The 21,148-nt window shown below is 71.2% G+C and carries 23 protein-coding genes and 1 pseudogene; 11 read left to right on the forward strand and 13 right to left on the reverse strand.

Features of this window, described 5'->3' with window-relative positions; genetic code table 11:
• Positions 1 to 171 precede the first annotated feature (171 nt).
• From IEZ07_RS30960 to IEZ07_RS30970, 3 genes are all read right to left on the reverse strand, one after another.
• A complete protein-coding gene (locus IEZ07_RS30960) occupies positions 172 to 1,386 on the reverse strand; it encodes a helix-turn-helix domain-containing protein (protein WP_239321068.1) in 1,215 nt (404 codons plus the stop codon).
• 4 nt (positions 1,387 to 1,390) lie between these two features.
• Positions 1,391 to 1,921, reverse strand: a complete 531-nt coding sequence (locus IEZ07_RS30965) for a flavoprotein (RefSeq protein ID WP_239321065.1) — start codon at positions 1,919 to 1,921, stop codon at positions 1,391 to 1,393.
• A gap of 91 nt (positions 1,922 to 2,012) precedes the next feature.
• A complete protein-coding gene (locus IEZ07_RS30970) occupies positions 2,013 to 2,441 on the reverse strand; it encodes a replication initiator (RefSeq protein ID WP_307729043.1) in 429 nt (142 codons plus the stop codon).
• 7 nt (positions 2,442 to 2,448) lie between these two features.
• Here IEZ07_RS30970 and IEZ07_RS30975 point away from each other — a divergent pair, with 7 nt between their 5' ends.
• The 4 genes from IEZ07_RS30975 (at position 2,449) to IEZ07_RS30990 (ending at position 4,781) form a co-directional block, all read left to right on the forward strand.
• Positions 2,449 to 2,802 (forward strand): type II toxin-antitoxin system RelE/ParE family toxin, encoded by a 354-nt coding sequence (locus IEZ07_RS30975; RefSeq protein ID WP_191898050.1) that lies wholly within the window; start codon positions 2,449 to 2,451, stop codon positions 2,800 to 2,802.
• On the forward strand, positions 2,799 to 3,098 hold the full coding sequence (locus tag IEZ07_RS30980; protein ID WP_068898232.1) for a helix-turn-helix domain-containing protein: 300 nt from the start codon (positions 2,799 to 2,801) through the stop codon (positions 3,096 to 3,098). The genes IEZ07_RS30975 and IEZ07_RS30980 overlap by 4 nt, the downstream gene beginning before the upstream one ends.
• Positions 3,099 to 3,294: 196 nt before the next feature.
• Entirely contained in the window at positions 3,295 to 4,134 is an 840-nt protein-coding gene (locus tag IEZ07_RS30985) for an AraC family transcriptional regulator (protein WP_204054720.1), read from the forward strand.
• 65 nt (positions 4,135 to 4,199) lie between these two features.
• Positions 4,200 to 4,781, forward strand: coding sequence for a dihydrofolate reductase family protein (locus IEZ07_RS30990; protein ID WP_191898051.1), 582 nt, complete (start codon positions 4,200 to 4,202; stop codon positions 4,779 to 4,781).
• A 113-nt stretch (positions 4,782 to 4,894) separates the two neighbouring features.
• Here IEZ07_RS30990 and IEZ07_RS30995 read toward each other — a convergent pair whose 3' ends face one another.
• Positions 4,895 to 5,686, reverse strand: coding sequence for a hypothetical protein (locus IEZ07_RS30995; protein WP_191898052.1), 792 nt, complete (start codon positions 5,684 to 5,686; stop codon positions 4,895 to 4,897).
• 104 nt (positions 5,687 to 5,790) lie between these two features.
• Complete coding sequence (locus IEZ07_RS31000; protein ID WP_239321062.1) at positions 5,791 to 7,113, reverse strand: alpha/beta hydrolase family protein; 1,323 nt, start codon at positions 7,111 to 7,113, stop codon at positions 5,791 to 5,793.
• A 247-nt stretch (positions 7,114 to 7,360) separates the two neighbouring features.
• On the opposite strand from IEZ07_RS31000, the gene IEZ07_RS31005 reads away from it, so the two are divergent.
• Complete coding sequence (locus IEZ07_RS31005) at positions 7,361 to 8,779, forward strand: sensor histidine kinase (RefSeq protein WP_239321059.1); 1,419 nt, start codon at positions 7,361 to 7,363, stop codon at positions 8,777 to 8,779.
• Positions 8,776 to 9,456 carry a response regulator gene (locus tag IEZ07_RS31010; RefSeq protein ID WP_191898055.1) on the forward strand — a complete coding sequence of 227 codons (681 nt, stop codon included), beginning with the start codon at positions 8,776 to 8,778 and terminating at the stop codon, positions 9,454 to 9,456. The genes IEZ07_RS31005 and IEZ07_RS31010 overlap by 4 nt, the downstream gene beginning before the upstream one ends.
• Positions 9,457 to 9,476: 20 nt before the next feature.
• On the opposite strand, the pseudogene IEZ07_RS31015 reads toward IEZ07_RS31010, so the two are convergent.
• The 3 genes and pseudogenes from IEZ07_RS31015 to IEZ07_RS31025 form a co-directional block, all read right to left on the reverse strand.
• Positions 9,477 to 9,650 (reverse strand): annotated as a pseudogene (locus IEZ07_RS31015) (DUF7144 family membrane protein); the annotation flags it as partial.
• Positions 9,651 to 9,768: 118 nt separating this feature from the next.
• Positions 9,769 to 10,686, reverse strand: coding sequence for a DUF6891 domain-containing protein (locus IEZ07_RS31020; protein WP_191898057.1), 918 nt, complete (start codon positions 10,684 to 10,686; stop codon positions 9,769 to 9,771).
• 87 nt (positions 10,687 to 10,773) lie between these two features.
• Positions 10,774 to 11,091 (reverse strand): hypothetical protein, encoded by a 318-nt coding sequence (locus IEZ07_RS31025; protein WP_191898058.1) that lies wholly within the window; start codon positions 11,089 to 11,091, stop codon positions 10,774 to 10,776.
• A 361-nt stretch (positions 11,092 to 11,452) separates the two neighbouring features.
• Between IEZ07_RS31025 and IEZ07_RS31030 the strand changes: the two genes are divergently transcribed.
• Both IEZ07_RS31030 and IEZ07_RS31035 read left to right on the forward strand, forming a co-directional pair.
• A complete protein-coding gene (locus tag IEZ07_RS31030; protein WP_204054719.1) occupies positions 11,453 to 12,037 on the forward strand; it encodes a TetR/AcrR family transcriptional regulator in 585 nt (194 codons plus the stop codon).
• A 271-nt stretch (positions 12,038 to 12,308) separates the two neighbouring features.
• Entirely contained in the window at positions 12,309 to 13,187 is an 879-nt protein-coding gene (locus IEZ07_RS31035) for an SDR family NAD(P)-dependent oxidoreductase (protein WP_191898059.1), read from the forward strand.
• 88 nt (positions 13,188 to 13,275) lie between these two features.
• On the opposite strand, the gene IEZ07_RS31040 is transcribed toward IEZ07_RS31035, so the two are convergent.
• Entirely contained in the window at positions 13,276 to 14,262 is a 987-nt protein-coding gene (locus tag IEZ07_RS31040) for an NAD(P)-dependent alcohol dehydrogenase (protein ID WP_191898060.1), read from the reverse strand.
• A 193-nt stretch (positions 14,263 to 14,455) separates the two neighbouring features.
• On the opposite strand from IEZ07_RS31040, the gene IEZ07_RS31045 reads away from it, so the two are divergent.
• Entirely contained in the window at positions 14,456 to 15,106 is a 651-nt protein-coding gene (locus tag IEZ07_RS31045; protein WP_239321056.1) for a DUF2306 domain-containing protein, read from the forward strand.
• A gap of 99 nt (positions 15,107 to 15,205) precedes the next feature.
• Here the strand turns inward: IEZ07_RS31045 and IEZ07_RS31050 are convergent, their stop codons facing one another.
• The 3 genes from IEZ07_RS31050 to IEZ07_RS31060 form a co-directional block, all read right to left on the reverse strand.
• Positions 15,206 to 15,862 (reverse strand): response regulator, encoded by a 657-nt coding sequence (locus tag IEZ07_RS31050; protein ID WP_068898252.1) that lies wholly within the window; start codon positions 15,860 to 15,862, stop codon positions 15,206 to 15,208.
• On the reverse strand, positions 15,859 to 17,007 hold the full coding sequence (locus tag IEZ07_RS31055) for a sensor histidine kinase (protein ID WP_191898061.1): 1,149 nt from the start codon (positions 17,005 to 17,007) through the stop codon (positions 15,859 to 15,861). Before IEZ07_RS31055 ends, IEZ07_RS31050 begins: the two co-directional genes overlap by 4 nt.
• A 568-nt stretch (positions 17,008 to 17,575) precedes the next feature.
• Entirely contained in the window at positions 17,576 to 17,908 is a 333-nt protein-coding gene (locus IEZ07_RS31060) for a hypothetical protein (RefSeq protein WP_191898062.1), read from the reverse strand.
• A 365-nt stretch (positions 17,909 to 18,273) separates the two neighbouring features.
• On the opposite strand from IEZ07_RS31060, the gene IEZ07_RS31065 reads away from it, so the two are divergent.
• The gene (locus tag IEZ07_RS31065; RefSeq protein WP_191898063.1) at positions 18,274 to 19,122 is read left to right on the forward strand and encodes a pentapeptide repeat-containing protein; all 849 of its coding nucleotides are present in this window, start codon (positions 18,274 to 18,276) and stop codon (positions 19,120 to 19,122) included.
• A gap of 59 nt (positions 19,123 to 19,181) precedes the next feature.
• Here IEZ07_RS31065 and IEZ07_RS31070 read toward each other — a convergent pair whose 3' ends face one another.
• A complete protein-coding gene (locus tag IEZ07_RS31070) occupies positions 19,182 to 20,363 on the reverse strand; it encodes an FAD-dependent oxidoreductase (protein ID WP_191898064.1) in 1,182 nt (393 codons plus the stop codon).
• A 52-nt stretch (positions 20,364 to 20,415) separates the two neighbouring features.
• Between IEZ07_RS31070 and IEZ07_RS31075 the strand changes: the two genes are divergently transcribed.
• Positions 20,416 to 20,985 (forward strand): PadR family transcriptional regulator, encoded by a 570-nt coding sequence (locus tag IEZ07_RS31075; RefSeq protein ID WP_239321053.1) that lies wholly within the window; start codon positions 20,416 to 20,418, stop codon positions 20,983 to 20,985.
• Positions 20,986 to 21,148 lie beyond the last annotated feature (163 nt).

The following is a 21,148-nucleotide window of genomic DNA, read 5'->3' on the forward strand; positions in this document are numbered from 1 at the left end:
CCGCCGGAATCCGATCTCCCGCCGCCCTCGAACAAGTACCAAAACTTACGATCGGCTCAGTTACCGGGGAAGACGGCTGATTCCGCCGTCGTGTCAGGAAGGACCGTAGGCACACCCCTGTAGGGGAACCCGTACCGCTGTGAAGCCAAAGCACCCGCACAAAAGTACGGGTCAGGCGATGCCCGCCCGAGCGGCCAGGCCTCGAAGCTGGGGAGTGCTGGCCCGGTGCTCGCGCTTGAGGAGCTGGGTCAGCAGGTCACGGGTACGCCCGCCGTAGCGGACGAGTTGCGGCGAGAGCCGTTCGGCTTCCAGGAGCATGTTCACCGCCGCCGCATCCTTGCGTTGCGCCGCGTAGGCCCGCGCGAGATCGAGATGCACCTGAGCGCGCCGGCCGACGAGCCCGGCGGCGAGTTCGGTGGTGTTCAGCGTCTCGCCCTTGCTGATGGCCTGCCGCGGGTCTCCGGACTCCACCGCGGCGGAGACCTCGTGAATGGTGACGTTGGTCAGCCCGAACGCCGTCCAGAAGTCGTTGCGGTCGTGCCCGATGTGTTCGGCCGTCCGCCGCGCTCGCTCAAGGAACGCCCTTACTGCCGTGTGGTCGTACCGGGCAGCCGCAGCGGTGACCGCCACGAGGTGGAGCGCTCCGAAGACGGACAGCGGCCGAGGGTCCGAGCGGCGAGTGGACCGCCCCAGCGCGTCCACCGCCCGCAGCGCGAGCTGAAGGGCCTTGTCCGGCTCGCGGAGCCGGACGAAGACGTAACCGAGCCGGTAGGCGCTCACTGCGACGAGTAGCGGTTTTTCGGCTTCTTCGGCGGCAGCGAGCGATCGGTCGGCGGCCATCCACGCCGGTTCGGCTTCCCCGACGCGTCGCAGCGTGGTCGTGGTGCAGTGGTAGGTCAGCGATCGGAGGGTCTGGTAAGCCCGGCGGTGCCGAGCAGGGGTATGGCGGCTACCCAGTTCGGTCGCCACGATCAGCCGAGGTAGCCGCTGGCCGACCTCGTCATAACGCGTCGCCTGATAGAGCCGGTTCACCTGGCGTATCTCGTGGCGGAGCCAGACGAGACTTTCCGGTGACCCTTCGGCGTGGCCGGGGTCGATCAGCGAGGACAGGCCGTCGTAACCCATCATGGCTTGCCGGATGCCGACTGCGGCTTGATAGGGCGTCATCGCGTCTGCCTTCGTCGCGGTGAGGTCATCGACGGGCAAGCCCAGGATCTCAGTGAGAGCATTGATGACGGTGTGGCTGTCCATGGAGCGTCGGCCCCGCTCCACCTGGCTGAGCCAGCTCTCGGACCGGCCGATCAGTCCCGCGAGGACGGTTTGCGACAGCCCACGACGACGCCGTGCCCGTGCGATCCGCTGACCGATGTCCTTGCGGGCATCCACGCCATCACCCCTGTGAGTGTCGGCCCCCGACAACGCTGTGCAGCTCGTGCATGATGCGTTCCCAGGATGGCATGCGCGCATGCGGTGGGGCCTCGGGATCGAACAGCACCCGCACGCCCATCTCCCGCAGAGCATCGAGGCTCCACCCGAAGGCCAGATGCCGGGCGAGAGCGTCTTTCAGCAGCGGCACGGCGACGATGGGGGTGCCGAAGCCCATCACCTCGCACAGCAGGCCCACCGCGAACGTGTCGGCGATGCCGTTCGCCCACTTGTTGATCGTGTTGAACGTCGCCGGAGCCACGATCACCGCATCTGCCGGAGGCAGTCCCTTGGGCTCGTCCGGCATCCGGTAGGTGCTGCGGACCCGGTCACCCGTCAGCCGTTCCAGCTCTGGAGCGTCGATGAAGCGTGCGCCCATCGGAGTGGTGACGACGTGGACCCGCCATCCGGCTTCCTGAGCGAGCAACACGAGGCGGTGAACGTCGGCAGCCGCAGGTGCAGCGCACGCGATCACGTACAGGACGCCACGCCTCATCTCTGTGCGGTCTCCATAAGCCATGATCCTAAACAGGATCAGCGCCCCGGACCATCGCGCGGAGGAGCGGCTGAAGGCCCTCACGGTGTGGTCAGCCGAGGCTTCCCGATTCCCGCTCCTTCCGGATCATGCGGGCGATGGTGAGGCGCTGGCGGGAGAGTTCGGCCAAGGAGGCTTCGCCGTCCCGGTGGCCGCCTCCGGCGTAGCTCCACTGCCCGATCATGACCAGCTCCGCCCCTTCCGCAGGGTCAGGTAGCCCGAGCGCCTGCCGTGCCTCTGCGGCCCGGTGGTCGGCCCGTACCCGGCGGAGATCGCCGAGGGTGACGGAGTAGCGGCGTGACTTGGTCGAGAAGTGCCCGCCGTAGCCGAGCGTGTGAGCCCACTTCCGCAGCGGGACGCTCCGGTACCCCGGAAGGTCACCGAGACTGGAACAGGTGTAGATCATGCGCCGTATGCGCTCGTCGCTCGCCCAGCGCGTTCGTGTGAAAACAGAGTACGAGAGAGCCTCGCCCCATAGCATCGATGCTATGACCTGGGGTACCGTGGAGCTGGAGCCAGAAGTTCGCAAGTGGCTTGAGGACCTGCCTTCGGCGCTGTTCGCGAGGGCGGCCTTCTATGTCGATCTTCTTGCGGCAGAGGGGCCTCTGCTGGGTGAGCCTTACACCAAGCAGTTGGACGGCAAGCTGCGCGAACTCCGGTTCCATCTCGACGAGTTCGCGATGCGGATCACATATTGGATCGCGCCCGGTCGCCGGATCGTGCTTCTGACCGTGTTCCACAAGACGCGGGCACGTGATGATCGGGAGATCGATCGGGCTCGGCGGGCCATGCGTCGCTGTATCGAGTCGGCGCACACCGTTGACGAGGAAGAAGCGGTATGAGCGAACAGGGAAGCTGGCGGGAGCTCAGGGATCGCCGGATGGCCGAGCCGGGTGCGGCCGAGGCGTATGAGGCCGCACGTATCGCCTACGAGTTGGGCAGGACGGTCAGGACGATGCGCGAGGGGCGGGGGTGGAGCCAGAGCGACCTGGCCCGGGAGGCCGGCATGACCCAGTCCGCGGTGGCCCGCTTCGAGGCGGGCGGAACCATCCCCACCCTGCCGGTTCTGGAGCGTCTGGCACGCGCCCTGGACGCGGATGTCGAGGTCCGGCTGACACCGAAGGCGCCGGCCGCCTGAGAGGTTTCAGGAGCACTCCGGATCTTGTCTCAGAGCTCTCCGGTCGCTGCGGCATCGGTGGAACCGGGTCGCGTGCCCGGTGGGCCTGACCTCCGCCGAGGCCTGACGGACACGCCTTCTCTCGGATGGGATCGTCTGCGATCGACGGCCTGCGGCGACCTGGCGGTCAGCCCGTGCATCGGTGATGCTGTGACGCGTGGAGTACGTGTCCAGAGTGCCGCGACCGCCGCTGGACGGGCTGGTCGACGACCTCTACTACCTGGAGGGTGCGCCGCCGTACGCCCGGCTGACGCTGCCGCCGATGCCGGCGGCGTTGCTCATCGTCAACCTCGGGGCGCCGTTCCGCATCCGCGCCGGCACCGACATCGAGACGGCCGAGTACGCCGACGGCTGCGTGGTCACCACACCCACCCGCGCCTTCGAGTTCGGGTATCCGCCGGGGACCCGGTCCGTCGGCGTGCACTTCAAGCCGTGGGGGCCGGCGCCGTTCCTGCCGATGCCCGCGGCCGAGCTGTGCGACCGGCCGGTGACCGTGGAGCAGGTCTGGGGCCGGCCCGCCGTTGCCGAGCTGCGGGACCGGCTGGCCGCGGCGGACGGACCGCACGAGATGCTGACGCTGCTCGAGCAGGAGCTGATGCGGCGGTTGCGCGAGACCGCCGGCCTGGGGCTGGTCCGCCGTACGAGCAGCGTCATCGCGGCGACCGGCGGGTCGGTGGCGATCGGCGACCTGAGCGCGGCAGCCGGTGTCAGCAGCACTCATCTGGCACAGCGGTTCAAGGAGCTCATCGGCGTCACGCCGAAGCGGCTGGCACGCACCCACCGCTTCGCCGCCACCGTGTTGGCGATCGATCCCGCCGGACCGATCGACTGGGGTGACCTCGCCGGTGGCGCAGGCTACTTCGACCAGGCCCACTTCGGCCACGAGTTCCGGGCGTTCACCGGGCTCACGCCGACGCGGTACGTCGAGGTCCGGCGGCGGTTCCTGCGCGAACACCCCGGCCACGCGCTGGACGGCTGGCCGCTGCCGGCCGATTGATTTCTTACAAGACCGACAGCGCACGCCACGCTAATTTGGGGCACCCCGAAGCAGAGGAGAGCCCCGTGGGCAAGGTGGTCATGTACGGCTCGGTGTCGGTGGACGGCTTCATCGCGGACGAGAACGACCGGCCCGGACCGCTGTTCGACTGGTTGTCCGGCGGTGACGTCCCGTTGGACGAGAGCGGTGAGCTGAAGGTGTCACAGACCTCCTACGACTACACCCGGGCGTACTGGGACCAGATCGGGGTCACGATCGTCGGCCGCCACGTCTTCGACCTGACGGACGGCTGGGACGGGAAGCCGCCGGGCGGGATCGACCACGTGGTCGTCGTGACGCACCGGCCGAGGCCCGAGGGCTGGGACCCCGAGGCGCCGTTCCACTTCGTCGACGACGTCGAGGCGGCCATGGCCAGGGCGCAGGAGCTCGCGGGTGACCGCACGGTCGAGGTCGCCGCCGGTGACGTCGGCGGCCAGATGCTGGCCGCGGGGCTCGTCGACGAGGTGCGCATGGACGTCGTACCCGTCGTGTTCGGGTCCGGCAAGCGCTACTTCGGGCCGGTCGACGCGCAGCACCTGTTGGAGGACCCTGATGCGGTGATCCAGGGCGACCGGGTGCTCCACCTGCGCTATCGGGTGCGCCGGTGACCGATCCGAGCGGGATCGTTGCTCATGTCAGGGGCTGATGTCCCGCTGGGGGAGTGCTCGGGCCGGGAGATCTTTCCGGTGGGTCGTATCGATCCTGCCGAAGCCGGCCGCCGTCAGCGGCAGCCCGCGAACCACTGCATGGTTTCGGCGAGCCCTTCCCAGTGCGTGTACGCCTCAGGATCGAGCACCTCATCCTGGGGGCGTGACCGGACCAGGCCCATCAGAGGCTCGAAGCCGAGGGCGCGGTAGTCAGGATCCTTCCTTCTGTGCACCGCCACACGGAAGACCGTCATCTTCGTCGCCGCGTCGACGGGGATGCCCAACGGGCAGGAGCGGTCCACCGCGTTCGGTATCCCGTCGAGTTCCTGCCGGGAGGGAATCCCATCTCTCAGATGGTTCATCAGGGAAAGGACCGGTGCGCAGCCCGTCCGGTCATCGTCTATGCGGGCGACGCGCAGGAGGACGACCTTGCCTGAGAGCACCCGGTATGCCAGCACTGTCCCAGGCGTCAGGTCGGTGACGTGGCGCCAGGGACGATGTAAGCGCTTGCGCTCCGGCTGCGGGCCGGTGAGCTGGACCTGGACCTTCTGGAGAACGGCTTGCCGACCGGTGAGAGCCTTGGCCCCCTCCTCCGCCCAGCGCGACAACCCCTCGCCTCGCTCGATGATGCCCAGTGCCCGGTCACGTACCGTTGCGTCCAGTCGGCCGATCTTCGATTGGGCGACGGCGAGCGCCAGCCAGACCACGGGGCCCTCGTCGGGGTCGTCCAGCACTTCGGCGTATGACTCCAGGACGTGGCGTTGGGCGTCCTCGTCGGCCGTTCCGTCCTCGATGAGTCCGCGATAGCCGTCCCGGACGTCGCAGGCGAGGTCGTCCGAGAACAGCGCGGGACCCCAGGCGCCCATCCACCGTCTCCGTTCCTCCGTATGGAAGATCAACGTATCCCGTTCGCCGACCGGCTCGGCAGGTCATGGCGGGGGCAGGGTCCGACGCGGTGCCATAAGGCGTCCTACCGGCACGTCTTCGTCTCGGGAGAGCAGTGCTCGACCTCGGGATAACGGGGCGACGGCTTGTCCAGCAGGGGCTGGGATCTCTTGCGCAGGTGCAGGTCGAAGAAGGCCGCGACGTATCTGCGGGTGATGTCCATGGCGCGGGCACCGGGTATGCCGGCGCCGGTGTCGATGCCGAGCTGGTCGGCCAGCACGCCCAGGTCGGTGAAGGACGTGTGCTCCGCCCCGGTCACCAGGAGCCAGCGCTTCCAGCCGGTCAGCTGCTTCCAGTCGCGCTCCCAGGTGGCGGCCGCGTCTCCCCCGCCCGGGGTGTAGGCGGCCGACCTGCCCAGGAACAGGAACGGCCGTGCCAGCCCCCTGGCCGGGATCCGGACCTCCGTGGTGCCGTCGACGTCCGCACCGGCGCGTATCCGGGAGTCCCCGAGCATGGCCGCGATGGTGCTCGCTCCTCCGACGGAGTGACCCGCCATCGCGATCCTGGAGGGGTCGATCAGGCGGGCGCCCTTCCACCTCGGCCGGGCTCCGGTCAGCCGGTCGAGCACGAAGGAGACGTCGGCCGCCCGGCTCTTCGCCAGCTTCCCCCACCACGCCGGATCCTTCTCGATCCCACAGGTGACGCAGGTGGCCACCCGCCCGTCGGGGAAGGTGGTGGCGACGTTCTCGTAGGTGTGGTCGATCGCGGCCACCACGTAGCCTCGGCTGGCCAGGTCCTCGGCCAGCGCCGTGAGTTCGCTCCGGGGTTTGGTGTGGCCGGGGGAGAGCACGACGAGGGGCAGGCCGCGCCTGCGGCCTGCCGGGCCGGCGTCGGTGAAGGCGTTGGTCCGCGTCCTGCTCAGCGTGTCGGCCGGAACGCCGGTGATCCCTCCGCTCTTCAGAAGCAGTTCGGACTCCTTGGGCGTCATGTACGAGGCCCGCTTGCGGCCTGGTGACTCGGCGGGGTACCACAGGGTGGCCATGAGCTCCCGGGCCTTCACCGAGGGAACCCAGGGGTCGGGGCGGGAGGTGTCTTTCAGGTACAGGGACGTGGTGCCGACCGGATGCGCACCGGTCGGTTCGGGCAGGCGGAGCGTGCTGCTCGACGCCGGTGAAAGGCCGGTTGCGGCAGGCGCGGACGCGTACGAGGCGGCCTCGGACCGGGCGGACACGGCCGGCGTGGTCGCCACGGATGCGAGCAGCCCGGCGGCGATCACACCGAAGCACAGGCTCCGGCCCCTTCCGCTTCGAGAGGAGCCCTGGCCGGTGGCGGCCGCGCCTTCCCCTGCGGTGCGTGCCGGTGTGCCCGCGCCGCCGTACCGCCCGCCCGTGTCCGTCGTCTCCGTCACATGACCCATGAACGTGCCCGTCCTTCCGGTTGAAACGGCCGCCTCGCCGGAGAAGTCCTGCGGGGCCGATGGCGGGGACAAGGCTAGAAGCGGCCGGCGCCCGCGCGCGTCGGCTGTCGTACCGGTATCGGATGCCTCCGTGGGATGATCCGCCCGCGGTGTCATCCTCGCGATGTACTCCCGGCGGACACCGCCGTGGGCACCGAAGACGATGTGCGGTGGATCGCGCGAACGCGAAAATATGTCGGTGGCAGCAGACGAACGACGGCTTTGGCGGCAGTACGTGCAGGACGTACTGCGGCCGGAACCGCGAACCGCCCGTCCGTCTCGAAGGGCTCTCGTCGCCGACGGGCTGCTCGCGATCTTCTTGACCGTCGTCGCGCTGATGGCGGCGGAGGGACTGCAGGGTCCGGTCCATCGCGTCGACGTGCAACCGCGTCCTCTGATCGAGTTGCTGCGGCTGCCGCAGCCTCCGGCGGCTCCGTCCCTCCCGGCGGCTCCGTCCCTCCCGGCGGCTCCGTCCCTCCCGGCGGTTCCGTCTCCTCCGGCGCTACCGGACGGGGGCATCGGCGTCCAGTCGGCCGCCCCGGAGCGGATCCATCCGCCGTCCGGCGCCGTCCCCGAGGAGCACGAGCCGCCCGTACTCCTGGTGGCGCTGACCGCCCTGCCGCTGGCGGCCCGGCGCAGGTATCCGCTCGCGACCTTCTGGGTGGTGGCGTCCGCGGTGCTGGCCATGGACGGCGGTGAGACGTGGGTCACCGTACTGGCCTGCTTCATCGCCGGCTACAGCGCCGTCGTCCACAGCCGCAACCGGGTGCCCGCGGCGGCCGGTCTCCTGCTGGCGGCCGTGCTCGCCGGCGCCGTGGACCGGGACGTCGCGTCCGGTCTTCCCAGTCTCCCCGGTTGGGTGGGGCCCTACGTGGTCCTGCTGAGCGCCGGGGTCTGCGCGAGCGTCGTCCGGTTCCTGCGGCGGAGCCGGGACCGGCTCACCGAACTTCAGCGGGCGCAGGAGGACGCCATGCGGAGGGCGGTCGAGGCCGAGCGCTCCCGGATCGCCGCCGAGCTGCACGATGTGGTGACCCACAATGTGAGTGTGATGGTGATCCAGGCGGGTGCGGCGCGCAAAGTGATGGACGCCGAGCCGGAACTGTCCAAGCAGGCCCTGCTCGCGATCGAAAGCAGCGGCCGGGCCGCCATGGCCGAGCTGCGCAACGTCATGGACCTGCTCGCAGGGCCGGAGGACGGCCGCGTGGACGGCCGGGGCGACGGGCTCGAACCGCAACCCGGCCTCGACCAGCTCGGCGGCCTCGTCGAGCGGGTACGCGCCGCGGGCGTGCCGGTGGATGTCGCGCTCTCGCCGCTGGACCCCTTGCCCGACGGGGTCGGCCTCACTGTCTACCGCGTCGTGCAGGAGGGCCTGACCAACACGATGAAGCACGCGGCCGGCGCGACGGCGTCCGTCGCGATCGGCCGTAACGGCGACTGGCTGGAGATCGAGGTCACCGACACCGGTGGCGCGCCGGGCCCCCAGGCGCGGACCGGCAACGGCCGCGGGTTGATCGGCTTACGTGAGCGGCTGGCCGTCTACGGTGGAACCCTGGCCGCCGGGCCCGTGGCGGGGGGCGGTTATCGGATCATGGCCCGTATTCCGTGGACCGCCGCATGAGCGAGCCGGTGCGCGCTGTCATCGCCGACGACCAGGCGCTGGTCCGTACCGGGTTCCGGATGATCCTCTCCGCCGACGGCATCGAGGTGGCGGCGGAGGCGGCCGACGGGGTCGAAGCGGTCGCCGCCGTACGGAGCACCAGGCCGGACGTCGTGCTCATGGACATCCGGATGCCGCGGATGGACGGCATCGAAGCCACCCGCCAGATCATGAGCGGCGGAGCGGACGAGACCCGCGTCATCATCCTGACCACTTACGATCTCGACCACTACGTCTACGCCGCCCTCACCGCCGGCGCCAGTGGCTTCCTGCTCAAAGACGTCAGCCCCGAGCACCTGGTGGCCGCGGTACGTCTGGTGCGCTCCGGCGACGCCCTGCTCTCACCCACCATCACACGCCGCCTCGTCGAGCGTTTCGCACCCCGGGACGAGGCGAGGGCCGGTCTCCACCGGGACCTGTCCGGACTGACGCCACGGGAACTGGAAGTGCTGCGCCTGCTCGCCACCGGCCTGAGCAACGCCGAACTCGCCGACCGGCTGACTCTCAGCGCGACGACGGTGAAGACCCACGTCGCCCGCATCCTGTCCAAACTCGGCCTCCGCGACCGCGTCCAGGCCGTCGTGCTCGCCTACGAAACCGGACTGATCTCCCCGGGCGGCCCATCGGCCACCGGTTGACCGGCCCCGCCGGGCGAGGTCTACAGAGTGTCGCCTCCGCCGGAGGCCTTCGTCTCCCGGCCGTGGACGGCGAGCGCGTAGATGACGAGGACGTCGAAGGTGATGACGATCACCGACCAGAACGGGTAGGCGGGGAGCCAGGCGAAGTTGACGAGCGCCTGGACGGAGGCGAGGAGGATCCCGGCCACCCGCCACCAGGTCCTGCCTCACGTACCCGAGACCCACTGACCACCTCCCCATATGGCCTGTTAAAGATGCACAAAGTAGGTGTGACACCGGTTTGGTGATCGATTCCCGGAGGGATGCGCTCCCTCAACCGATGAGGCGTTTGCGCCAGTCGAGGGGGGTGACGGTGATGCTCTGCGAGGGATCGCCGTTCCACTCCACCGGAAGACCGGTCTTCTCGAGCGCGGCCACGACCTCCCGGCCGATGGACGCCGTGGTGTCCGATGAGCCGTCGAATCCGCCGTACAGGAGCGCCAGTCCGTGCCCCCTCGCGGCCGAGTCCGTGCACTGGCTGTGGAAGTAGACGTAGCCGCGGGCGTCCGGTGCACCCGCCGACCAGATCTCCGCCTGACCGCAGGAGCGGCAGCAGGCGAAGTGCTCCCTCGCGGTGATGCCCGAGGACTCCAGGGCGGCGAAGGCCCGGCTGAGCCGTTCCGGGTCCGTCTCCCCCTGCCAGGAGGCCTGCTCCTCGACGCGCTCCAGCCACATCCGGTCCGCCAGTAGACGCGCCTGTTCGGGGGAGACCGGGTGGCGGTCGTCTGAAACGAGGTATTCCTGCGCGAGCTCGGCCAGTTGCGCCCGCGTCGCGTAACCGCCCACGATCACTTCGCGGACGCGCGCGTCGAGCCGCTCGCGTTCGTCCTCGTCGAGCTCGAGCGGAGGCGGGGGCTCGGAGGTACCCAGGTCCAGAGAGGTCCAGTCCAGCCCGGAGTCCCAGTCTTCCTCCGGCCGCGCCCAGCGGGTCATGGCCGCGATCACCGGTCCGGGACCGTCGAGCACCGCCTGGAAGTGCCGGTCGGGAGCTCCGTCACGGTGTTCCAGCACATAGTCGCCGCCGTTCTCGTGCCATACCTGAACGAAGACCTCGGGCAGGTCGGGAATCCGCTGGACGACCAGGAACCTGTCGTTCCGGCCGCCCAGCCGGCCGATCAGCTCGGTGAGTCCCCCGGCGTCCACCCGGACATGCCGGCGGCCGTCCTCGGTCCGTACGGTGATTGCGAACATGTCGGCCACCCTGGCACAGGGCGCGGTCATCCGTCCTCGGTCCGCCCGATCGGGACCCGCCGCCGCACCGTCGACGCGGCCTGCCGGTCAGCGTGGGCGGCTGAGGGCGGCCTCGGCCAGATCCGTCCATTCCTCGGCCGAGGAGTGGGGCACGACCACCCAGTCCTTCACCGTCCTGCCCTGCCCCGAGGGGTCGAACAGGGACGCCCCGGCCAGTCGGAGCGCGGCTGCGTGTTCGGGGGTGTCCCTGACCAGTCTGAACACCATCGCGCCGTCGCGCTGCAGGCTCGCGAACACCTTCCCGGCCTGATCTTTGAGCGCGGGCCTCCCCATCATCGTGGAGATCCGCACACCCAGGTCGGCCAACTCGGCGCCGACCTGCTTGAAATCCTCTTCCGGGCTCATCGTCAGTCGGTCCCCAACTCCATGGCCATGCCGCTCTCTTCCGCCGACGTGACACCTGACGTCGCCGGGTCGCAGCGGACGCGGGTCGGGCGGGCGCGAGCCGTGATCATTCCACGTGGCGATCAATCTATATCACCCGTCATATCTGGACTGCTCCTGTTTGTCGTCGTCAGTCCGTGCCCGTTGCCCATCAGCCGGAGGGTGTGCTCCGGAACCGGCCGGCCGGCCTGCCGGAACCGGTCGGTCCGGGCCGCTGCGGTCTCGACGGGACCGGCGTCGCCTGTCCGGTCGGCGTCGCGCCCGCGGACGGGTGGACCCGGCGTTTCGCGGTGCCCGGCCGGCGGGCCGTTAGGCTGTGCCCGTGACATCCGGTGCGGAGCGGGGGACGGCGTTGCGTGCGGACGCCGCGCGCAACCGCGCGCGGGTGTTACAGGTCGCCCGTGAGCAGCTGGCCATGGGTGACGACTCGCTCATGCTGAACACCATCGCCCGGCTCGCGGGGGTGGGCGTCGGGACCGTTTACCGGCATTTCCCCAACCGGCACGCGCTGCTGGAAGCGCTGATGGCGGAACGTTTCCAGCAGCTCGTCGACGAGGCGCGGGCCGCGGCGGCCGGAGCCGAGGAGGACGCTCCCGCGAGTCTGCGCCGCCTGCTGCGGTTCACCCTCGGGCGCATGCTCGACGACGCCGGGTTCGCGGCGGTGCTCGAATCCGCCGGCGGCCCCGATGCGCAGACCTCGGCGCTGAGGGCCGATCTGGACGGCGCACTGGCGGAGCTGCTCGACCGCGCCCGCCGTGCGGGTGCCATCCGGTACGGCATCGAGGCGGACGACGTCCGCCGTCTGCTCTGCGGCATCGGGCACGCGGTCCGCTCCGGCGGTGACGGCGCCGAGCACGCGGACGCCTATCTCGACGTCCTCCTCGAAGGCTTGCGCCCCCCGCGCTGACGGCGGTTCGCCCCCGCCTCCGGGTCCGGACCCGGAGGTCCGGACCCGCGTTCGGGCCCGGACTCGATGGTTCGCCCCCGCCGCGTCCGGACCCGGCGGTCCTGTCCCGTGTCCGGACTCGGCGATCCGGAATCCACAGCTCGGAGCCCACGGCTCGGGGGCCGTCGCCGTACGTCCGCCTCCATTAAACGGATAGCCATCCACTTGTGTTACGGTATGGATCGTAAAACGGATGACTATCCGTTAATGGGCGGTCGGCGAGGGGTGGATCATGGGCGGACGGGCTGTGGTGACGGCGGGGACCGGGGGGATCGGTTTGGAGACCGCGATGGGGCTGGCGGCGCGTGGCCATGCGGTGACCGTGGTCGGTCGGAACGCCGAGCGGGGTGCCCTCGCGGTCGAGCGGATCGGCGCGGTGGCGACCGGACCGCGGGCGAGGTTCGTCGCGGCCGACCTCGCCTCGCTCGACGCGGTCCGGGGGCTCGCAGCCCGGCTCGCCGGAGAGGGACCGCTGAACATCCTGGTCAACAACGTCGGGGCGATGTTCGCGGACCGGCAACGGACGGTGGACGGGATCGAGGCGTCGTTCGCCGTCAACCACCTCTCCCCCTACCTGCTGACGGAACTGCTGCTGGAACCGCTCCGGGCCGGGGGGCCGAGCCGGATCGTGAACGTCACCTCGGGCGCGGTCCGGACCGCCAAGCGTTCCTTCGACGCGGTCGAGCCGCCGGGCGGCTACTACGGCTTTCACTGGTACGGCCGGGCGAAGCTGGCCAACCTCGCCTACACGCTGGATCTGGCGGAGCGGCTGCGAGGCACGGGCATCTCGGTCTTCGCCGCGGACCCCGGTGGTGCGGCGACTGAGATGACCGACGGCACCATGCGGTCACCCCGGATCGTCTCGCCGGGACTGCGGCTGCTCTGGCCGCTGGTCCGCCGTACCTTCGAGCGCGCCACGTCGGGTTCCGCGTCGGCGGCCGCGCGGTCGTCGATCCTCGCCGCGGCCGACGCCTCCCTGGACGGGCGGACCGGGCTGGTCATCGGACCCGATGCCCGCCCCGTCATGCCCTTCCGCCCCGCCACCGACCCCCGGACGGCCGAGGCCGTTCTCCGGCTCAGCCGGCGGTCGGCTCCGCTCGTCCCCGCCTGATCTCCGGAGGGCGGGAGGCGGCGGCTGCGGGCCGGTCCCTCCGACGGGGACGTGGCCGGGTCCGTCGTGCATGCGGGGGTCCCGGGTCTCAGACCGTGATGACGACCTTCCCCGTGGCGTGTCCCTGCTCCTGGTAGACGATGGCCTCCGGGATCTCCTCGAACGGGTAGCTCCGGTCGATGACGGGGGTGAGGCGCCCGTCCTCGATGAGCTCGGCCAGCGTCGTCAGGTTCCGCTTGTTCTCCGTGCACCGGACCACGTCCGTCAGGGCCGTCCGCTGCGATACGAAAGGCGACGCCGCGAGCGCGGAGATGATGCGGCCCATGGGCTGCAGCCACCGGCCGCCCGGCCCGCCGACGATGACGAGGGCCCCCTTGGGAGCGAGCGCCCGCCGGTACGCCGAGGCCGGGTGGCTTCCCGCGCAGTCCAGCAGCAGGTCGTAGCGCCGCCCGCGCCGGGTGAAGTCCTCCGCGGTGTAGTCGACGACCTCGTCCGCGCCGAGCGACCGGACCAGTTCCACGTTCCGGGTGCCGCAGACGGCGGTGACCCGCGCGCCGAACGCCTTGGCGAGCTGTACGGCGAACGTGCCCACGCCTCCCGAGGCCCCGTTGACGAGGACGTCCTGCCCCGGCTGGATCCGCCCGTCGTCGCGCAGGCCCAGCAGGGCGGTGCCGGCCGCCATCGGTACCGCCGCCGCCTGATCGAACGACAGGTTCTTCGGCTTCGGCACCAGCTCTCCGGCCGGGACGCAGGCGTACTCGGCGAAGCCGCCCTGCTTGGGCATGCCGTACACCTCGTCGCCGGGGCGGAACTCCGTCACGTCCCGGCCGACCGCCTCGACCTGCCCGGCGATGTCGGCGCCCAGGATGCGGATCTTCGGCCCGAACAGGCCGGGACCGCCGCCCATCAGGCGCGCGATGTACGGCTCCCCTCTCATGAGGTGCCAGTCGTAGGGCTGGACGGAGGTGGCGCGCACCCGGACCAGCACCTCGCCGGCGGCGGGCACGGGCTTGTCGATCTCGGTGAGCTGCAGCGCGTCGGGTGAGCCGTACGAACGCAGGACGAACGCCTTCATGGGATTCCCTCCTCCACGGCGGGCCCGGGCGCCGCAGGGTGACGGGCACGTCCCGAGCCGTGGAGGCCAGCGTAGAAATCCTGCGCAGGGGACTCATCAGCCGAAAGTACGCCTGATCGGCGGACGATCGGCCAGGTCGGACCAGGCCGTTCCGGTGATGATCCGCCACCGCGCCGGCGGCCACGATCGGGTCATGACCGATGAGAGGCCGACAGGCCGGTTCGTGCCCGCCATGCTGATCCTGCTCAGCGCCGTGCCCGTGGTCGCGGGAGCCGCCCGCCTGACCGAGCTGACCGGTGGCGCGGAGATCACGCCGGAGAACGCGCGGTTCTTCGCGGTGCCGCTGCCCGTGGTGCTGCACATCGTCAGCGTCAGCGTCTACAGCGTTCTCGGAGCCTTCCAGTTCGCCCCCGGATTCCGCCGCCGGAGGCCCGGCTGGCACCGTGCCGCCGGGCGGGTCCTGGTCCCGTCAGGACTCGTCGCGGCGCTCACGGGGCTGTGGATGACGGTCTTCTACCCCTATCCCGCCGGCGGCAGCGATCTCCTTTCCGGGATCCGGCTCGTGTTCGGCACCGCCATGGCCCTGTCCATCGTCCTCGGCTTCGCCGCGATCCGGCGGCGGGACGTCGTACGGCACCGCGCCTGGATGATCCGGGGTTACGCGATCGGCCTGGGGGCGGGCACGCAGGTGCTGACCCACCTGCCCTGGGTCCTGGTCTTCGGGGCGCCCGGCGAGGTCGCCACCGCACTGCTCATGGCCGCCGGCTGGGTGATCAACGTGGCCGTGGCCGAGTGGGCCGTCCGCAGGCGGCCGGCGGTCCGGACCGTCCGGCTCGGCTCCTGACACGGCCGAGGGGGCCGTCCGGCGGCCGGTGACCCGGGCCGTCCGGCTCAGTCGGTGACCCGAACCGTCCGGCTCAGTCGGTGACCCGAACCGTCCGGCTCAGTGCCTGACGCGGCCGGTCTCGTAGGCCCAGATGGCGATCTCGACGCGGTTGCGGGCGCCGAGCTTGGCCATCAGGCTGGCGATGTGGGACTTGACGGTGCTGAGGGAGATGTAGAGCTCGTCGGCGATCTCGCCGTTGGTCCGCCCGCGTGCCACGGCGGCGAGGATCTGCTCCTCCCGGCCGGTGAGCGCCTCGACCGGCTGCGCCGGGGCCGAGCCGGACCCGGTCCGGGCGAAGGCTCCGAGCAGGCGCGCGGTGACGCTCGGGGCGATGAGCGCCTCGCCCCCGGCGGCGGCGTGGACGGCCTGGGAGAGCAGGGCCGCGCCGGCGTTCTTGAGCAGGAAACCCCGGGCGCCGGCTCGCAGCGCGGCGTAGACGTACTCGTCGAGGTCGAACGTGGTGATGACGACGACGGCGAGGGGATCGGCGACGTCGGGTCCGGCGAGGGCGCGGGTGGCCGCGATGCCGTCGAGGCCGGGCATGCGGATGTCGAACAGGCACACGTCGGGCCGGAGCCGCCGCGCCAGCTCGACGGCCCGCCGCCCGTCCGCGGCCTCGCCGACGACCTCGATGTCCGGCTGGGCGTCGAGGATCATCGTGAGCCCGGTGCGGACGATCTCCTGGTCGTCGGCGACGACCACCCGGATGCTCACGTCGCCGCCCCGGTCCGGGGCAGCACGGCGCTCACGGTCCAGCCCCGGTCGGGTCCGGGTCCGGCCGTGCAGGTGCCGCGGAGCAGGTGGGCGCGCTCGATCATGCCGATGATCCCGTATCCGGGTGAGGCGGCCGGGCGGACGAGACCGCCGTCGCCGTCGTCGCTCACGCGCAGGCGCACCGAGGTGTCGTCGGCGGTGACGCGGACCTCGACGCGGGTGGCGTGGCGCGCGTGCCGCACGGCGTTGGTGACGGACTCCTGGGCGAGGCGGTAGACCGCGGCCTCGACCGACGGGGGGAGGCCGCCGAGGTCACCCGAGATCTCCACGTCGACGGCCGGGCCGGAGCGGCTCCGGCCCGCGAGCCGCTCGATGTCGGTGATGCGCCGACCGGGCGCCAGGTCCGCCGGCTCGTCCGGCCGGTCCCGGCGGAGGACGCGGACCAGGGCGTGCATCTCGTCGAGCGCGCGCGCCGCCTCGGCCTCGATCACGCGGAGCGCCTCGGTCGCGGCCTCCGGCCGTGACTCCGCGGTGGCGAGGCCCGCCTGGGCGCGCACCGCCATCGCCGAGACGTGGTGGGCGACGGTGTCGTGCAGGTCGCGGGCCAGTTGCTCGCGTTCGAGCAGCTTGACCTGGTCGAGCTCGCGCGATCTCGCCCGGGACCGGTACCGGAACGCGCCGCCCAGGGCGGCGGTCGCGGACAGGGCGGTGAACGCGCCGATCACGTCGGGGCCGGCGGTGCGGCCGGTGACCGCCGACAGGGAGGCCGAGACGATCATGATCGCGAGTCCGGTCGCGGCCTCGCGTCCTGATCCCCACCGGAACAACGCGTACGGCAGGATCAGCTGGTACGCCATCGTGTACATCTCCGAGGGGGGCTCGCCCATCAGCAGCGGGGCCAGGCCCGTGACGGCGAAGCAGATCACGATCATGAGCAGCGGCCGGGTCCGGCGCCACAGCAGCGTGGGCACCAGCCCGACGGCGACGGCCACCGAGACGACCCGCCACGGAAGGTCCGGACGCAGGAACCCCTCGAGCACGGCGGCCGGGACGAGCACCCCCACGAGCACCAGGTCGCGCCACGTCCACGGCGGAGGATCGGGGGGACGGGGCTCGTTCCACAGGGAACGGAGAGCGGCGAGCACCTCGTCATCGTACGAGAGCCCGCGCCGCCGCGGACCGGCCCGAAGTACGAGATGTGCGTTCCGCCGGTACGGTGTGCATTCACCCGGCCGCCACGGCCGGTTCCCGGGGAGGGGCCGGGGGCGGTGACACACCCGGCGACGCGGCGGGGTGGAGGCGACCGGTGCCGGTCCCTCTCCGGGAACCGGCCGCCGCGATCGGACTTGGCCCTGCCATGGGGTCCTTCCGGGGTGCCGTTGGGGCGGCTCGGCGGGGTGGACGGCGGAATCGGATCCGCTGCGGAAAACGCGGTGACCGCGGTGGCGGCGCCGGCCCGCGGCCTCCGTGAATAACCGGTGATGAACCCGTACGGGCGGATGGTAATCCGTCCGATCTCATTCCCTTATCCGGGGGACGATAACGGGGAAACGAATTCCGGCCGAACGGGAGAAATGGGAGATGCGTCGGCGGATGCGGAGCCGGGCGTTCCGGCGGCCTTCCTCTGCGAATCCGGCCGCTCGTCCCGGGAGGACGGCCGTGTCGTGGGACCGGTCGGCCCCACGACACGTGACAACCTGCCGGAGGGGAGACCTAGCGGGTGATCTTCAGGACCTTCTTCAAGTAGCGCTTGTGGACGTAGCCCGTGGTTATCGTCTTGTGCCCCTGGACCGCACGCCAGTTCGCGGTGGCGAGCTTGCACTGGCCCAGGACCGCGTAGCGCGGGTCGATCCGATCGACCACCTTGGCGGTCTTCTTCGGCTTCCGACGGACGTTGAGGTAATTGCCGCTGGGGACGTTGCGCACCTTGTAGGCGCATACCGTTTCGGCGTGGGCCGGGGTCGCGGCGGCGGTGCCGAGTGCCACGAAGCCACCACTGGCGATGGCGGCCGCCGTGAACGTGCCGGCGAGTCGCTTGAATATCATTCGTCCCTCCTCGGTACGTTGACATTGCGATATGTCCCTTATGTCCGGATTCACGGGTTGAAAACGGCGGCCTCGCAGCATGCTCCATATATGGGTGCTTTCCGGCCTTTCTTTGACCCGCCGATGAACCGCCGTTCCCGCCGGTGACGGGCCGGGACATGGGGTCGCGCGTGCGTTCTCGATTCCGCGCGGGCAGGAGCCTGCGGACGCCCGGCGCCGCGCGGGCACGGGCGCGGAGACGGTACCTTTCACTGGAGCGCGCAGCCGGTCGGCTGGGCGGGGCCGGCCGGAGGACGCCGCCTTCCGGCCGGGGCGGCGCACGATGCGACAGGAGACCACGCACGTTGTCCTCTGAGATGTCCGGGATGTCTGCGACATCCGAGGCGCGCGACCATCCGGAACCCATCGCGGGCGGGGACGGCTCCGCGCTGCGGGCCGACTGCGGTAACTGCTTCGGACTGTGCTGCGTGGTGCCCGCCTTCGCGGCCTCGGCGGACTTCGCGATCGACAAGCCCGCCGGGCGGGCCTGCCCGAACCTGCGGCAGGACTTCCGCTGCGGCATCCACGACCGGCTGAGGCCGGAGGGTTTCACGGGCTGCACCGTCTACGACTGCTTCGGCGCGGGGCAGAAGGTCTCCCAGGTCACCTTCGGGGGGCGGGACTGGCGGCGGAACCCGGGGACCGCGAAGCAGATGTTCGAGGTCTTCCCGGTCATGCGGGACCTGCACGAGCTGCTCAGGTACCTCGCCGAGGCGCTGGCGCTGGAGGCGGCCCGCCCGATCCGCGCCGAGCTCCGCGCCGCGTTCGACGAGATCGAGGGCCTGACCCAGGGGGACCCGGACTCCCTGCTGAGGCTGGACGCGGCGGCGCGGTGGCGGCAGGTCAACGCCCTGCTGCTGCGCGCGAGCGAGCTCGTGCGGGCCGGGGTCGGGGGACGGAGGAAGGACCGGCGGGGCGCGGACCTCATCGGGGCCAAGCTGAAGGGCGCGGACCTGCGGGGCGCCAGTCTGAGGGGGGCCTATCTGATCGGGGCGGACCTGCGCGGCGCAGACCTGCGGACGGCCGACCTGATCGGGGCCGACCTCCGGGACGCCGACCTGCGGGGCGCCGACCTCACCGGGAGCATCTTCCTCGTCCAGGCGCAGCTCGACGCGGCGAGGGGCGACACCGCCACGAGGATCCCGCCGTCGCTGACCCGCCCCGCCCACTGGTGAGACGACGCCCGCCCGGGTGACGCGGGTCTCCCGGCCGGAGGGCCGCCGCTCCGGCCGGTTCAGCCGGAGGTCGCGGTCACCCGGTCGTCCCAGGAGATCCGGTGGTCGTGCATCCAGGCCAGGGCGTTCCTCCTGTCCATCTGCCGGACGAACAGGGGCAGGGTGAGGTCGCGGAAGAGGGCGCCGAAGGGACCGGGGGCCTTGCCGCTCCCGTTGCGCCTGCCCTGCGCCACGACCCGCTCCACCCGCGTACGCCGCAGCCGCTCGAAGGCGGCGAACGCGTCGCGGGTGCCGGGGACGTCGCGCAGGCACCTGGCCAGCACCACCGCGTCCTCGATCGCCATGGACGCGCCCTGGCCGGAGGAGGGCGAGGTGGCGTGCGCGGCGTCGCCGATGATCACCATGCGCCCGCCGGACCACTTGGGCACGGTCGGGAAGTCGTAGGTGTTCCAGCCGGGCAGGATGTGCTCGGTCGCGCCGATGATGTCGAGCATCGGCCCGGCGTCGTCCCGGAACAGCTCCACCAGCCGGGCGCGCCACTGCGCCGGGGTGATCGCGGCCAGCTCCTCCGGGGTCGGCTCCCGGCGGCTCGGCGGGTTGGCGAACCACCACACCTCGCCGTCGGGGTGGACCAGGTAGCCGAAGAAGCACCTCCGGCCGAAGATGAAGTGGTTCGTCCCGGGGCGGCCCGGCACCGTGACGCCCCGTGCGAAACCGCCGGTGTTCAGCAGGCCGACGTGCCGGGCGCGCGGCGCTCCGGGGTCGATCAGCGTGCGGGTGCGCGAGCGCAGCCCGTCGGCGCCGACGAGCAGGTCGCCCTCGGCCGTGCTCCCGTCGGCGAAGACCGCGCGCACCCCGTCCGCGGTGGTCTCGGCGTCGGTGAGGCGCTTGCCGTAGTGGACGCGCACGCCGCGCCGTACGGCCTCGTCGCGCAGGGCCCGGTAGAGGTCGGCGCGCTTCAGCGTCCGGCCGGGCTGCCGGAAGGAGGCCAGGAGCCTGCCGCGTCCGTTGCTCATCTCCATCCGCGGCGTGTCCACGCCCAGCTCGCAGACCAGGTCGTGCAGGCCGAGCAGGCGCAGGGCCTCCAGTCCGTTGACCGCGAGGGTGAGGAAGGCGCCGACGCCGTCGGCGCCGCGGTCGTACGCCTCGTAGACGTCGCTGTCGATGCCGGCCTGCCGCAGGGCCATCGCCGTCACCGGGCCGGCGATCCCGCCACCAATGATCATCGCTCTTTTAGTCATGAGATGACTATACATAATATGACTAAGATTTGGCCAGCCCTACGATGGCGCCATGTCCTCACGACGGTCCCCTCTCGCGATGGCGCTGCTCTCCCTGGTCGCCGAGGAGCCCATGCACGCGTACCGGATGCAGCAGCTGATCAAGGAGCGGCGCAAGGGCGACGTGGTCAACGTCGCGCAGCGCAACAGCGTCTACCAGACCATCGACCGGCTGCTCCGCGACGGGCTGATCGCGGTCCGGGAGACCCTGCGCGAGGAGAACCGCCCGGAGCGGACCGTCTACGAGCCGACCGACGCGGGCCGGGAGACACTGCGGCACTGGATGCGGACGATGCTCTCCGCTCCCGCCCGCGAGTTCCCCGAGTTCCCGGCGGCGCTCGCCTTCCTGCCGGTGCTCCGGCCCGACGAGGCCAGGGCGGCGCTGGAGGAACGGCTGGCCTCCCTGGAGGGGCGGCTGTCGGCGTTGGACGCCGACCTGGCCGAAGGGGCGGCCTTCCTGCCCCGGGTCTTCCTCGTGGAGTCCGAATACCAGCGGGCGGCGGTGCAGGCCGAGCTGGACTACGTCCGGAGTCTCGTCGCCGACCTCCGTGAGGGTCGGGTCGACTGGGACTACCGGCTGTAGCACGGGCCGGTAGGGCTCGCAGGTCGCGGGGCGGACCGGCTCGGCTCGTGGGCGGGTGGGGCTCGCGGACCGTGGGGCGGACCGGCCGGGAGGTGCCTCCGCCTTCTGGATGATCTATCCATTCTCCCTGGATGTCCTGACTTGGGCGCTCTTAGCGTTTGTG

This window comes from Planomonospora parontospora (assembly GCA_014647935.1).
Taxonomy (GTDB): domain Bacteria; phylum Actinomycetota; class Actinomycetes; order Streptosporangiales; family Streptosporangiaceae; genus Planomonospora; species Planomonospora parontospora.